General features: G+C 47.9%; 9 protein-coding genes and 1 CRISPR repeat array. Of the genes, 2 read left to right on the plus strand and 7 right to left on the minus strand.

Going from position 1 to position 14818, the window contains the following annotated elements; all coding sequences use genetic code 11:
• Positions 1-14: 14 nt before the first annotated feature.
• The 6 genes from ACYVGR_RS03255 to ACYVGR_RS03280 form a co-directional block, all read right to left on the minus strand.
• Positions 15-2339, minus strand: coding sequence for a glycoside hydrolase family 65 protein (locus ACYVGR_RS03255; RefSeq protein ID WP_460953845.1), 2325 nt, complete (start codon positions 2337-2339; stop codon positions 15-17).
• Positions 2339-2929 carry a DinB family protein gene (locus tag ACYVGR_RS03260; protein ID WP_460953846.1) on the minus strand — a complete coding sequence of 197 codons (591 nt, stop codon included), beginning with the start codon at positions 2927-2929 and terminating at the stop codon, positions 2339-2341. Before ACYVGR_RS03260 ends, ACYVGR_RS03255 begins: the two co-directional genes overlap by 1 nt.
• A gap of 130 nt (positions 2930-3059) precedes the next feature.
• A complete protein-coding gene (gene gnd, locus ACYVGR_RS03265) occupies positions 3060-4514 on the minus strand; it encodes a decarboxylating NADP(+)-dependent phosphogluconate dehydrogenase (RefSeq protein WP_460953847.1) in 1455 nt (484 codons plus the stop codon).
• A gap of 143 nt (positions 4515-4657) precedes the next feature.
• Positions 4658-5263: a nucleotidyltransferase family protein gene (locus ACYVGR_RS03270; RefSeq protein ID WP_460953848.1), complete on the minus strand. Its 606-nt coding sequence runs from the start codon at positions 5261-5263 to the stop codon at positions 4658-4660.
• 113 nt (positions 5264-5376) lie between these two features.
• Positions 5377-6144, minus strand: a complete 768-nt coding sequence (gene truA / locus ACYVGR_RS03275; protein WP_460953849.1) for a tRNA pseudouridine(38-40) synthase TruA — start codon at positions 6142-6144, stop codon at positions 5377-5379.
• 119 nt (positions 6145-6263) lie between these two features.
• Complete coding sequence (locus ACYVGR_RS03280; protein WP_460953850.1) at positions 6264-7481, minus strand: helix-turn-helix domain-containing protein; 1218 nt, start codon at positions 7479-7481, stop codon at positions 6264-6266.
• A 191-nt stretch (positions 7482-7672) separates the two neighbouring features.
• Here ACYVGR_RS03280 and ACYVGR_RS03285 point away from each other — a divergent pair, with 191 nt between their 5' ends.
• Together ACYVGR_RS03285 and ACYVGR_RS03290 are read left to right on the plus strand one after the other, a co-directional pair.
• The gene (locus tag ACYVGR_RS03285) at positions 7673-9091 is read left to right on the plus strand and encodes an aldehyde dehydrogenase family protein (RefSeq protein WP_460953851.1); all 1419 of its coding nucleotides are present in this window, start codon (positions 7673-7675) and stop codon (positions 9089-9091) included.
• Positions 9092-9355: 264 nt separating this feature from the next.
• A CRISPR array of direct repeats spans positions 9356-10307; the repeat unit is 30 nt; unit sequence CTTCTAATCGTACCTGAGCGGAATTGAAAT.
• Positions 10308-10431: 124 nt separating this feature from the next.
• Entirely contained in the window at positions 10432-13377 is a 2946-nt protein-coding gene (locus ACYVGR_RS03290) for a hypothetical protein (protein ID WP_460953852.1), read from the plus strand.
• A gap of 88 nt (positions 13378-13465) precedes the next feature.
• On the opposite strand, the gene ACYVGR_RS03295 is transcribed toward ACYVGR_RS03290, so the two are convergent.
• Positions 13466-14788 carry an ABC transporter permease gene (locus ACYVGR_RS03295; protein ID WP_460953853.1) on the minus strand — a complete coding sequence of 441 codons (1323 nt, stop codon included), beginning with the start codon at positions 14786-14788 and terminating at the stop codon, positions 13466-13468.
• Positions 14789-14818 lie beyond the last annotated feature (30 nt).

A 14818-nucleotide genomic window follows, 5' to 3' on the forward strand; every position in this document is an offset into this window, starting at 1 on the left:
ACTAACAATTCGCTCTAAATCGTCACAGTCTCCTGGCTCTCGGCGTTTACTGTCACAGGTTTCCCGTGCAACTGGATTGTAATCGATTTTCCCGAAAAATTCTGCACCGTTACGTCTTGTTGCGTAGCCGTTACCTGAATCAATACGCCCCGGAAACGAATCTTGAACGACAGCGATTGCCAGTTATCTGGACAATACGGATTCAAGTTCACCCGATGGTCAGCCCCGTCTTCTTTTTCGATTCTTAATCCACCAAAACCTTTTACAACAGCCAGCCACGTTCCAGCCATTGAGGTAATATGGCAGCCATCTTCGGTATCGTTGTTGTAATCGTCAAGATCGAGTCGGGCCGTACGGAGGTACATTTCGTAAGCTTTTTCTTTCATCCCTAACTTCGACGCCTGAATGGAGTGAACACAGGGTGAAAGAGAAGATTCGTGCACCGTCATGGGTTCATAGAACTCAAAGTTGCGCTGCAATTCTTCCGTAGTAAACTCGTTCTCAAAGAAATACAGTCCCTGTAAGACATCGGCCTGTTTGATAAAGCACGACCGTAAAATCCGGTCCCACGACCAGTTCTGATTGATGGGTCGCTGGCCTTTGGGAATGTCCGACACCGGCATCAGGTCTTTATCCAGGAAACCTTCCTGTTGCAGAAAAACACCCAGTTTCTCATCCTGAGGCAAGTACATCTTATCGATGATTTGCCGGGCGGTAGACAGTTCTTTTTCCTCACGGAAATGAATCCGGTCAATCAGATCGGCATATTTTTCAGCGTCCAGCGCTTTTACTTTACCTACTGCTTCAACGGTGTAACGGAGCGTCCAGGCGGCCAGGTAATTGGTGTACCAGTTATTGTTGACGTTATTCTCATATTCATTCGGACCAGTTACGCCCAGCATCACATACTGCTCTTTTGCCTTCGACCAGTTCACGCGCTGGGTCCAGAAGCGGCTGATGGCAATGAGTACCTCCAGACCATACTCGACCAGATACTGCTCATCGCCGGTATAGCGAACGTAGTCGTAGATGGCATAGGCGATAGCCCCATTCCGGTGGATTTCCTCGAACGTGATTTCCCATTCGTTATGGCATTCTTCGCCGTTCATCGTCACCATCGGGTACAGTGCTGCCCCCGCCCGGAAACCGAGTTTTTGCGCGTTTTCGATGGCCTTACCCAGTTGTTTGTAGCGGTAAACCAGCAGATTTTTGGCTACTTTCTGATCGGCGGTTGAGAGGTAGAACGGCAGGCAATACGCTTCGGTATCCCAATAGGTCGAACCGCCGTATTTTTCACCGGTAAAGCCTTTGGGGCCGATGTTCAAGCGTTCGTCTTCGCCCGTGTAGGTCTGGTTTAGCTGGAAAATATTGAAGCGAATACCCTGTTGGGCCGCAATGTCCCCTTCAATAATAATGTCGTTGGTTTTCCACTTATCGGCCCAGGCTTGTTTTTGCTCGAACAGCATCTTGTCGAAGCCTTTGCGGGTAATCCGCTGGATGTACTGATGAGCCTCCTTGATAATCGTATCCGAGTCGTAATTGAGCGACGACAGGTTCACGGCATACTTGTAAATAACCGTTTCCTGCCCGCTCCGACAATCGAGCGAGATGCGATTGGCTACATACTTTTCGTACTTAATGGGCTGCGACTGAAAGTCCACTTTGGCGCCATCCTGCTCAATTTCCACGCACATGCCAGTAGCAACGTGGAAGCCCGTTTTACGGGTACGCAGTTCAATATAAGCCTCACCATAAGCCGTTTCCTTCCGAACTTCATCCCAAAAGGTTTCATCGTAGTTCGAATCCCGGTTGCGAATGTCGCCATCGATATAGGGTGTAATGGTAATCTTTGCGTCGAAATTCAGGGGTTTGATCGCATACCGAATAGCTCCCGATTCATCATCGACAATGGAGCAAAACCGTTTCGAATTCACCTGTAGCTCTTTACCACTTTTCAGAACAGCCACAAACGAGCGTTCGAGATACCCTTCCTGCATGTTCAGCACGCGCCGAAAGTCACGCACTTCGCAAAGATTCAGATCAAGGGTTTCGTATTCGATGTCGATATCGATACCGATCCAGTTAGCAGCATTCAGTACTTTAGCGAAGTATTCGGGGTATCCATTTTTCCACCAGCCAACGCGGGTTTTGTCGGGATAGTACACCCCGGCCACATAATTCCCCTGTAAGGTTTTTCCGGTAAATTTTTCTTCAAACGAACCGCGTCCGCCCAATCGGCCATTGCCGAGCGACATCACGCTTTCAGTAATTTCATTAAAGTCACGGTGAAATCCCTCTTCAACGATGTTCCAGGGATCTTGTTTAATATAATGTTTCATCACAGGTTATTAGTCGTAATCGTAAAAGTAGCCATTTCCGCCTTTACACGCATGGCCTGATTTATATGTCGTTCGGTGTGGGCAACCAACATCAGGAAAGCATCGCCTAATCTAATTTTCAACCAGTTACCAAACAACGTCATCACTTTATCCTGATTCCAATCCAGATAAACGGCTTTATCCAACAGGGTATGAAGGGTTGTTTGCAAGTCCAGAAACTGGCCCATTACATCGGCGGGCACTAACTCAGTGGCTGGGCGAGGACGAACTAGCCCAGGAGCGGGTAATTTCAGTTTCACCTGAGGGTCAACGGCATACATCATTGCCTTTCCTACCCAGTCGCTTTCGAACATCTGGTCGGCTGGGTTCGTTTGTACTAGGCCCACCTTATCGACTTTGTGTTGAATATTTCGGATGTAAAATCGTTCAGCCAGATTCAGGTGCTGCAAACATTCGATAATACTCCAGCGGTTAGGAGCCGGTTTCCAACGCAATTGCGCATCGGTCAAGGGCGCAAACTCCGTTTTCACGGTTTCCAGAACTCTTAAAAGGCGTGCTTGCAGGTCGTGAGCAGTATCGAGTTTTTGCATGAGGCAATGTAATTGGACACAGGAAATAGTTACCTAACTACACGTTTGGTGCTACAGAATTGGAAAGCGGTGCCTGTATAGGCACCGCTTTTTTGTGCATTTGCAAAATAAAAAACTGTTAGTCAAGCAATTAGTTATTATAGGCTGTCGATACGGTATCGCCCCCTTCTCCGGTCCAGTTCGTATGGAAGAACTGACCACGTGGCTTATCGATCCGCTCGTAGGTATGAGCCCCAAAATAGTCGCGTTGCGCCTGTAGTAAGTTGGCAGGCAGCCATTCGCTCCGGAAACCATCGAAATAGCAAAGTGCCGATGTAAGCGCAGGCGCCGGAATGCCATTAATTAAGGCCGCAGCACACACCCGTCGCCATCCGGCTTGAGCTGATTCTACTTTTTGCTTGAAGAAATCATCCAATAATAGATGCGGGAGAGCAGGGTTTTTATCGAACGCCTTTTTGATGTCGCCGAGGAACGCGGAACGGATAATACAGCCACCACGCCACATCAGCGCAATATCACCATAGTTAAGCTGCCAGCCATAGTCTTTGGCCGCTGCCATAAATAGATTGTATCCCTGGGCGTACGAAATGATTTTAGCGCCATAAAGAGCCATTTTCAAATCGTCCAGCAGTTGCGCTTTATCGCCAGTAAATTCGGGCTTGGGTCCTTGAATCACTTTCGATGCATCGACCCGCATATCTTTTTGGGCTGATAGGAAACGGGCGAAAACCGACTCACCAATCAGTGTTAATGGGATACCTAGATCAAGGGCAGCCGTTCCAGTCCATTTCCCGGTACCTTTTTGACCGGCGGTGTCCAGAATTTTATCGACCATCGGTGTACCATCTTCATCTTTGTACGCCATGATGTCGGCCGTAATTTCAATCAGATACGAGTCCAGCTCTTCGGTATTCCACTTTTTGAATACCTCGTGCATCTCATCGGCACTCATACCCAGCAGATCGCGCATGACCTGATAAGCCTCGCCAATAATCTGCATGTCGCCATACTCGATTCCGTTATGCACCATTTTCACAAAGTGTCCGGCACCGTCGCTACCGACCCAGTCGCAGCAAGGTGTACCGTCGTCCACTTTTGCCGCGATGGACTGAAAAATACCTTTTACGGCTGGCCAGGCTTCAACGCTACCACCGGGCATCATAGAAGGGCCGTGTAGCGCTCCAATTTCGCCACCCGAAACGCCCGTTCCGATATACAGAAATCCTTTGCTTTCTACATACTTGGTTCGGCGAATGGTATCCGGGAAATAGGAGTTACCGCCATCAATGATAATGTCGCCCGGTTCCAGATGTGGAATGATTTGTTCAATAAAATCATCCACGGCCTGACCCGCTTTTACCAGCATCATCACCTTTCGGGGTCTTTCTAACGAAGCGACCAGCTCTTCAATAGAGTGAGCACCGATGAAGTTTTTCCCGGCTCCTCTTCCGTTAATAAAATGGTCAACCTTCTCAACGGTTCGATTGAATACGGCTACGGTAAATCCTTTGCTTTCCATGTTAAGCACCAGATTTTCACCCATTACGGCTAGACCAATTAAGCCGATATCTGCGGACTTTGTCATTACGATTTACTTTATTGAAATAGACTATAGATAAAATATGTGTTGGACTTAAACACCGTATTGCTGCTGTTCCTACTCATGTCAATGGCTGAGTATTTTTATCATGAACCCAGAGTCGGTGAGATTTCCTGCGATATTACAGTTTATTGCGACTGCATTTGCGCTTGTTGAAACATTTCGACATCACGCTTAGAGTCGAGATCGATGCTTCCGGCTTCAAAAAGTACTTCTAGGCAATCATTTTTATGTTTGCCGATCACCCATTTTACGCCTTTATCGCCCTCTAAAGCAAGCAGTTCTGGAATATAATCCCGATCAAACAGAGCCGGTACGCTCAGTTGGGTGTCGTATCGACAGGCAACAATACCTTTATCATTTTCCCGACGAACCTCCAGCATATGCAGCAGCAACCCGAGCGATACCAGGGGTTGATCGGTATGTAAAACCAGTACGGCTTCGATGTCTTTGTGCGTAATATAGAGCGCGGCCAACCCTGTTTTCAGGGATGAAGCCTGTCCGGTTGGCCAGTTCGCGTTATCGACCAGGGTGACTGGTAAGCCTGTCAGTTCGGGCACAATACGGGCACGGTTTGCCCCCAATACCACAACCACTGGGCCGCGCTGTAAAGCCAGCGCCTGTTCAGTTATCCGACGAATAAGTGATTGACCTTTGTAGGTCAGCAACTGTTTGGGTTCACCACCCATCCGCGATGAATCCCCAGCCGCTAATATGATTGTTCCAATTTTCAAGTGAACTCGTTTTTGTTTGATGAAAGGTAACAAATAAAGAGTGAAAGAATGAATGAGTGAAAGAGCGAAATGCTGGCGCAGACTATTTTTCGCTCTTTCACTCATTCATTCTTTCACTCTTTAACTTCACTCTTTCGCTCTTTAAACACCTCCGCCGGATACCCTACTTCTACTAGTGATAAACCCTCTGCGGGGGCGGCTCGCCCGGCTTTTCGGCGATCTCTTGACAGAATTATTTGTTCAAATTCATTTATCGTCAATCGCCCCTGCCCCACTGCCAGCAATGTTCCGACGATGGCCCGCACCATGCCGTGTAGAAACCGGTTCGCCTTGATATGAAAAACTAAATCACCGTTTGGCTTCTCTTCCCAATACGCCCATTCAATCTGGCAATTAAACGTCTTGACGTCAGTCTTCACCTTACTAAAACACTCGAAATCAATATGATTCAATAAGATCGATGCAGCGTCGTTCATCGCTTTCACATTCAATGGCAACGTAAACACATACACCAATCCATCCCGAAACGGGTCTTTCCGACGGCTGATCTGGTATTGGTAATAGCGAGATGTAGCAGTGTAACGGGCGTGGTCGTCAGCTCTGACGGGGAAGCAATCGTAAACGGCAATATCTGGCGGAATTAAACTATTCAAAGAGCGAAGCAAATGCCCTGGTAAGGCGGTATCTACCTCAAAATGAGCAAATTGTTGCCCTGCGTGAACACCCGCATCTGTTCGGCCACTACCCACAATCGAAATGGGTTGTCGAAGCACTGTGGTCAGAGCCGTCTCCAGAACTTCCTGTACACTCAGCCCATTGGGTTGCCGCTGCCAGCCATGATAATTAGTGCCCCGATAGGCCAATTGAAGAAAATAACGCATAACACCGACAAAGGTAAGCGTTGGCGGGAGAAGTTTTTCTGACAGGATTTACACGATTGACAGGATTACTAATGCGGGTAAAATCTTGTCAATCCTGCAAATCCTGTCAGAAAAAACCATTAAAGACGCTCTACCTCAAAACGAAGTTCATCGACCAGTTGTCGTAAGCGCTCTGTATTGGGGGCTGGTGGAGGAAGTTGCTGGCTGACAAACGCGCAGATTTCCCAGACTTCCAGCACATCTTTTAAAGCTATTTCACGGTTAGGAATATCGGCTCGATCGGCAGTTAGCAACAGCGAACCCTTCACCTTCACCTGATTATATACTCGCCGACAGGAAATACCTGACCCCGTAGGTTGCTGATGCATAAGCAGGACGTATAATTTTCCATCGGCAATATCGAACCAGTTCCGAATGAATTTCCCAACCAGCAAGGCCCCCGGAAACGTAAAGTCATCGCCTGCTTCAAAAGCCCGATAATGCCCCTCAGGTAATGTAGGTAACTGCATGGCTGGCAGTCGATGCAAAAAATCGGCCTGTTGAAAACGTTGGCCGTATTCGGCAAACTGACGTTGCATCACCACCGGAATTGTGGGAGCAATTGCCTGCGCCGACGAAGTTGAGTAGGCTGAAACCGACGTTCCTTCATACACATTATTGAACGTCAATGACTCCGACTGGCGGGAAGGCGAGGCAGGTCGAACAGGTTCAGGTCGGGGTTGGGGGTCTGTTTGTGGAGCAAATAATCGATCGACCGCAGATGGAGCAGGACGATCGGGCTGCCGATTATCCTGCTGAGGCTGAAACGTCGATGGCGAAACTCCAGCACCGGGTCGCACAGGCGACGTAATGACGGGCGGAGTGGGTGCATCCTGTGCCCGACGTGGCTCTTCCTGCGTTTTGTAATATTTGTTCAGTACCGACGATAGTGGTTGTGGCTCTGGCGTTGGGGGCGCAGGCTGCGCGAAAATATCCGGGAAATCAGGATGCTGAAACGGGTCGTCATCGTCGGCTAATTTCCCATCTGATCGAATGATAGACCCATTTTCACTCCCCCGATCATTCCGGTGAGCGTATACGTCGGTGTTTTTTTGGCCAAGAGGAATACTAAGATTCGGCGTTTCGCGAAGTTTCCGTAAATCCTGCCGGGTTAGCAGTTCGACGGTTGTATTGAACGCTTTGGCAATAGTTTGTATATTTTGCTGATTTGGGTTGGCACGGCCCTCCTCATAAGCCCCTAATAAGGAGCGCTTTATATTTATTTTTCGAGAAAATTGCTCCTGCGTCAAACCATTCAGTTTGCGCAGATAGCGGATGTTGTCACTAACGAGCGTCATCCAATTCGGGGTGCTAAAGTTTCAGCTAAGATAAACGATTCATGTTTTAAATCCATATCGCCTTCTTTTTTGTATTTTTAGCGTATTCTTTAAAAATGTTTCAAGTTTAAAGGTCAACATTTTATCGGTCGCCGGTACAGCTCCGATTTGAATTTTGACCAGAAAACAAAGAACATTGACCTTGAAACCGCATGATTTCCGTACAACATAAAACTGATTTTAAGGCGGCTTTCGCTGCGCAACGACGGTATGCTCCTCAAATGGCATTGACAACCGTAAATGAGCGTCTTGACCGTATTCAAAAGCTCCAAACCTGGCTTATCACCCACGAATCAGCGATTCAACAAGCCCTCTACGATGATCTGCGCAAGCCAGCCGCCGAGGCCATGCTGACCGACTTAATGTCGTTATATGGCGAAATCAAACACACGATCCGCCACCTAAAGCAGTGGATGAAGCCGAAATCATTGCCCACTACATTGCCACTTATTGGCACCAGCAGTTATATTCGGTACGAGCCCAAAGGGAACGTACTGATTATTTCGCCCTGGAACTACCCAATTGCGCTTACCCTCCGTCCGTTGGTATCGGCCATAGCAGCCGGGAATGTCGCGATCCTCAAACCTTCGGAACTAACTCCGCATACATCCGCCTTGCTGAAGCGGATGATAACTGAACTGTTTCCGCCCGAAGAAGTGATTGTTTTTGAGGGCGACGCCGATGTATCGCAAGCGCTCCTCGAACTTCCTTTCAATCACATTTTTTTTACCGGAAGTCCGGCTATTGGGCGAGTGGTTATGACGGCAGCGTCCAAGCACCTAGCCTCGGTAACGCTCGAATTAGGGGGAAAATCGCCCGCCATTGTGGATGAATCGGCCAATATTCAGCAGGCAGCGGCTCAACTGGTCTGGGCTAAATGCATCAACTGCGGACAGACCTGCATTGCTCCAGATTACGTTCTTATCCATCAGTCGGTTAAACAGCCTTTTATGGAAGCTTTACGTGAGCGATTAGAGGCTATGTACAGCTCTAATGGGCAGCCCGTTGAAACGTCCGACAGTTATGCCCGCATCATAAACAACCGGCACTTTGGACGACTTCGCGATCTGGTCGATGATGCCGTTACCAAAGGCGCGAAGGTTGTTCTGGGTGGCAAGATGAACCCCGATCAGAACTTCATTGAGCCAACCGTTCTGGAAAACGTGACCGATGCCATGCAGGTGATGCAGGATGAAATTTTCGGTCCGATACTCCCCGTTTTAACCTACTCAACCCTCGACGAAGCCTTACGAATCGTGAATCAGCGCGAAAAGCCACTGGCGCTCTATATCCATAGCCGCAACCGTCAGAATACAAATTATATTCTGGATCATACATCAGCGGGGGATACAGTTGTGAACGAGACGATGCTCCAATTCGTCAACGCTGAGCTTCCCTTTGGGGGCATTAACAACAGTGGCGTGGGCAAGTCGAACGGCTTCTTTAGCTTTCAGGAATTTTCCAATCAACGAGGAGTCATGAAACGCGATTTCGGGACTATGAAATTCATTTATCCCCCTTATACCAATACGGTCAAGAAGCTCATTCAATACATTCTGAAGTTTTTATAATCTTTGTAAAAACGGCGAAAAAACATCGACCAATGACTGTCCCAAGTCGTCGACTGCTTTTTACACGTCAATTTGTTCTTTGATCAACGGTCAATTTGCCTCCGGAACGAGCGCACTCTAACCCTATATAATTGACTATCAGCAAGTCGTCGATCAACGGGATTTTTCGTAGTATTACGAATCGACGATTTTATACCTGCTTTCGGGCTGGCAAAATCATCTTCTGGGGCTTTATAAGGCCCATTTTTAGCCGTAAATTCACGGCTTCTAATCGTACCTGAGCGGAATTGAAATCTCCTCTTCCGACAATCATGGTCGCAATGCGGCCCAGCTTCTAATCGTACCTGAGCGGAATTGAAATTGATCCTGACTCGACCAGGTAACAAACGCCGGATTGCTTCTAATCGTACCTGAGCGGAATTGAAATCGTGCTGAACCAGGCCATAGGCTTTTTTTCGGTCATCTTCTAATCGTACCTGAGCGGAATTGAAATATTAGCACAAGTGAAGAGCCGCCAGTAAGGCGAATTTCTTCTAATCGTACCTGAGCGGAATTGAAATTACCTTCCGATTCATTTTAATATCTCCCTTTCCAACTTCTAATCGTACCTGAGCGGAATTGAAATTTCTAACTATGAAAAGACAACTCGAATTTAAAGACCTTCTAATCGTACCTGAGCGGAATTGAAATACCGTTGAGGGCTTCTTGCCTTTTGGTAATAGGGACTTCTAATCGTACCTGAGCGGAATTGAAATAAATCACTTTTTGATTCATTTGAATTGATACGACAATCTTCTAATCGTACCTGAGCGGAATTGAAATCCCGGTCATGATCTTGATTTGTGCCACGTGTTCAGCCTTCTAATCGTACCTGAGCGGAATTGAAATGCAGCAGTAGCCGATGTAGACGCTTGCCCCTGCTTCCTTCTAATCGTACCTGAGCGGAATTGAAATTCGTCACAAAAAAGCCTCGCGCTCCCCGACCACAACCTTCTAATCGTACCTGAGCGGAATTGAAATTCAGCAAAGCGGAACGCTATCAGACCTGATGCTATCTTCTAATCGTACCTGAGCGGAATTGAAATGACGACGACGGTTACGATTTGGGTCAACAAGTCCGGCTTCTAATCGTACCTGAGCGGAATTGAAGTGAAACGATGCTGGAGGTATTTCTTCGACAAAAGTGCTTCTAATCGTATCTGAGCAGAAATAAAATCAACTAAAAAGTGAAAAATTTTTTCACTTTTAGTCTCCCAATCGTACCCATTAGGAATTGAAAAATCAGGGCAAGCACATACGCTGGGGCGTTTTTTCGTTAAAACTGCGTACATTGATACCGCATGTTACGAAGACTCGTCCTTACGCTCCAGCTCCTGTTCGTAGCCCTGATCGCCACGGCACAAACACTCCCGATTCTCGATCAAAATCCGGCTAGCCTTCGCTGGTATCGGATTACAACGCCCCACTTCCGGGTACTCTATCCGTCTGGTATTGACTCGACTGCCCAGCGAACAGCGAACCGACTCGAAAGTCTGTATGAGCCTGCTAGTGCCTCCCTGGAAAAGCAGCCTCGGCGTATTTCGGTTCTGCTTCAAAATCAGACGACGAATAGTAACGGTTTTGTTACATTGTTTCCAAGGCGATCTGAGTTTTTTGCCGTGCCCCCACAAGACCCCGGTTTGTTGGGCACATTTAACTGGCTCGATCTGCTGGCTGTACACGAGTATCGACACGTTGTTCAAAATGATAAAGCCTTACAGGGTTATGGACGGGTTCTTTATTCATTATTAGGAAATCCAGGCCTGTTCTTCCCGTTATTGACCGTGCCCGACTGGTTTGCCGAAGGCGATGCCGTCAGTAACGAAACCCTCCTGAGCAATAGCGGTCGCGGACGAATTCCGAATTTTGATTTGGGTATGCGCGCTAATCTGCTCGCTGGAAAGCCATTCGATTACCCGAAAGCAGTGGCCGGTTCATACCGCGACAATGTACCAAATCATTACGTACTGGGGTATTTTATGACTACGTACCTCAAACGTACCTATGGTCCTGACGTCTGGAGTCGTGTTCTGAACCGCAATTACCGACGATGGCCACTACCGTTTGCGTTTTCGGCTAGTATCAAAGACGAAACCAAGTTGCGAACGGAAGATCTGTACCAGAAAACAATGGCCGATCTGACCGAAATCTGGAAGAAACAACAGGAAGCGCTGACCATTACACCGACCCAAAGCTTTCGGGTTAGTGTCGAGAAACAACCGTCATCTAAATCGAATTCACGACCCGTTTTCACCAATTATCAGCATCCGCAATTCCTGACCGATTCGACCGTTTTAGCCGTAAAAAGTGGGTTGGGGGATACGCCCCGGCTGGTTATTTTGTCAAAAAATAAGCCGGAGAAGGTCATTCAGGTGCAAGGCTTCCCGAATGACCCTGACTTATTATCAGCCACAGCCACCAAAGCCTGCTGGGTTGAGTTTGGCTATGATCCACGCTGGAGCCAACGCGTTTATTCGAACATCCGGCTGCTCGATCTTAAAACCAGAAAACTGACTCGCCTGTCGCACCGAGCACGCTATATGGTGGCCACTCTCTCACCCGACAACACAAAACTAGCAGTTGTTGAGAGTACCGATCAATACAAAACCCGACTACTGGTACTCGATGCCAAAACGGGCAAGTTGCTGAAGCAAATCTCGAATCCAGATAATGCTTTTTTCCAACACCCACGCTGGCAGGCCGACAACCGGACATTGGTGACGATTGCCCTTAAAAATAGCCAGAAAACTATACAGACTATTGATACTGAAACCAATACAAAGACCGACTTACTGCCACCAGTGAACGAAAACATCAGCCATCCGCAACCGTGGGGCAAGTATGTGCTTTACAATTCCCCTCGATCAGGTATCGACAATTTGTATGCAGTTGATATCAGCTCAAAGCAGGTATTCCAGGTTACGTCGCGGCCATTGGCGGCTTATCATGCTGCCGTATCGCCATCGGGAACCCGGCTCGCGTTCGAAGATTTTGCCGCTACGGGCTATCGCATTGCCGATATGCCCCTTGATCCGACCACCTGGAAAGCTGTAAGTGAGCCGGTTCAGGAGCAAACCATCCGTTATTTTGGCTCATTGCCCAAACAGGAACCGGGAGCTGCATTGGGACGTCGTATTCTCAGCGATTCGAGTACTAATTCGATCTCCTATAAACCGTCTCGCTTTAATCGGCTGGCTCATGCGCTTAATATTTATAGCTGGGGGCCTACCCTTTCCAGTACAGGGCAGGCGTTGTCTGTTGGCTTAAGTTCGCAGGATTTGCTGAGTACAACACAGATTGGCGTGGGTTATACCTATAATCAGTCTGAACGGGCTGGTAATTTTTATGCTCTCCTGAGCTATCAGGGACTTTACCCCATTATTGATGTAAGTTTTCAACGAGGTACCCGCAGTACATCGCTTTATATTGACAGAACCTATCCGCTCGACAGCCTGCGGACTGATCGCTGGCAATACAATCAGCTAACCGCTGGCTTTCGCCTGCCCCTGCAATTCACCAATTCGAAATACGTCCAAAGTGCCAGCCTATCAGCCTATTATAACTACTTACAGGTGTCTGGCTATGATTTACCTTATCGTTATCCATCAGAAGTCGGGGGAGCCGGATCGCTGAGCGCCTTAACGTATGGGTTCAGTTATTCACACCTTCTTCGCCAAAGCAAGCGTGATGTGGCTCCGCGTTGGGGACAAACCGTTTCTGTAAACTACCGCACAACACCTTTTGGCGGTAAGCTAACGGCAGAACAGTTGGGTATTCAGGGGAATCTGTATTTCCCTGGCCTACTTGATCATCACTCCTTACGATTCAGAGCAGGTTACCAGCTACAGGCACAGGGAACGTATGTGTTTAACGCGCTGGTTTTCTTCCCGCGTGGACAGGGTTACGTATCAGACGACCAGATTAAGGCTGGCAGCGTAGAGTATCGGCTTCCCGTTGCCGATATGCATTGGTCATTAGGAAGATGGCTGTATGTACAGCGTATCAAGGCAGGAGGCTTTTATGACATGACTCAGGGCCAGAGTAGCGTAGAAGTACGGGATGTGTACGGCCGTTTGCGTGGCTACGAGATTGAACATCATGACTATCAGACAACGGGCCTCGACGTGTCCTTTGTCTTTAACGCCCTTCGCCTACGTACGCCCTTCGAAGCCGGTTTCCGAACCATCTACAACGTAACCTCAGGCCAATGGCTCGTTCAGCCGTTAGTCATTGACATCGGTTTTTAAAAAGGTAAAAAGGAGGAGGGGGAAGAAAGGGAGAAAAGGTGTTGCTTTCGCGTCAGCTCCTTTGTCCCTCTCTTCCCCCTCCTCCTTTTTACCCTTTATAAAACACCCATTTCGCTAGTTCGCGGAAGGAGGTTTTCTTGCCGTACATCAGAATACCGACGCGATAGATTCGGGCCGCGATCCAGGTTGTGCCCATGAAGCCTAATACGAGTAAGACCATCGACAGTATTACCTCCCAGACGGGTACACCGAATGGAATCCGAACCATCATAACTACGGGCGATGTAAAGGGAATGATAGATGTCCAGAAAGCCAGGGGGCCATCGGGGTCCTTAACGGCAATTTGCGCAAAAGCGATGGCTGCAATAATGGGCATCATGATCGGAAACATAAACTGCTGTGTCTCGGTCTCACTATCGACAGCAGCCCCAACTGCACCAAATAAGGCACTATACAGCAAATACCCACCTAAGAAATAGAACAGGAAACAGCCAATAATCAACGGCAGATTCAGAGTTTCAATGGCTGCCATCACGTCGGCAACGGGATTTTTAGCCGTCGACATTTTCTGCTGAACATCCTGCCCACCCGGCATTCCATTCATGCGAGTGGTCACGGCCGATTTTGCCGTTTCCTTCTGCCCCATGATGCTTGAACCCACGGTCATTAGGCCTACCGTCAGAACAATCCAGAGCATAAACTGTGTCAATCCAACGAGCGCTACCCCAATGATTTTACCAAGCATCAACTGAAATGGCTTCACCGATGAGATGATTACCTCAACAATCCGGCTGGTTTTTTCTTCCATTACTCCACGCATGACCTGGGTCCCATAAATCAGCACGGAAATGTAGATGAGCAATGCGCAAAAGCCGCTGATAATGGTTGTGGCAATACCATTACTATTCTTCTCTCCGGCATCGCTCAGACTGATCGTTTGAGCATCTACATTGACTTTGGCATCCTGAATAATTTTCTGCGTGATGCCCGCCTGCTCCAGTTTCTGGTTCTCGATTTCCTTCCCGATAGATCGCTCTATATTACTTTGCAGAGAAAGACTAACGCTTTTTTCGGCAAAGATCTGTACCGTTTTCGGGTACTCAATTACGTCTTTCGGAATAAAGACCAGTGCATCGTAGCCTTGCTTCACGAAGGTTTTTTTAGCCGCCGGAAGCGACTCCTTCAGATAGGCAAAATTCGTTTCGTCGTCGTTTTTAAACTTGCCCGAAAACCGGCCACTTTCATCGACTACAGCAATTTTTTTCTGGTTAATGGAGCTAACGGCTGCCCAGCCAATAATGGCATAAAAACCAAAAATGAGCACTGGTCCCAGAATCGTCATGACAATGAACGACTTCTTACGCACCCGAACCAGGTATTCTCGTTTGATAATCAGGAAAATTGTGTTCACGTATTGATTTACGATTTACGTTGGACGATT

This window comes from Spirosoma litoris (assembly GCF_054776755.1).

Bases quoted from the DNA above. Each gene is read 5' to 3' on its own strand.
- ACYVGR_RS03255 (WP_460953845.1), bottom strand. From the start codon at position 2,339: ATGAAACATTATATTAAACAAGATCCCTGGAACATCGTTGAAGAGGGA.
- ACYVGR_RS03260 (WP_460953846.1), bottom strand. From the start codon at position 2,929: ATGCAAAAACTCGATACTGCTCACGACCTGCAAGCACGCCTTTTAAGA.
- gnd (WP_460953847.1), bottom strand. From the start codon at position 4,514: ATGACAAAGTCCGCAGATATCGGCTTAATTGGTCTAGCCGTAATGGGT.
- truA (WP_460953849.1), bottom strand. From the start codon at position 6,144: ATGCGTTATTTTCTTCAATTGGCCTATCGGGGCACTAATTATCATGGC.
- ACYVGR_RS03280 (WP_460953850.1), bottom strand. From the start codon at position 7,481: ATGACGCTCGTTAGTGACAACATCCGCTATCTGCGCAAACTGAATGGT.
- ACYVGR_RS03285 (WP_460953851.1), top strand. From the start codon at position 7,673: ATGATTTCCGTACAACATAAAACTGATTTTAAGGCGGCTTTCGCTGCG.
- ACYVGR_RS03290 (WP_460953852.1), top strand. From the start codon at position 10,432: ATGTTACGAAGACTCGTCCTTACGCTCCAGCTCCTGTTCGTAGCCCTG.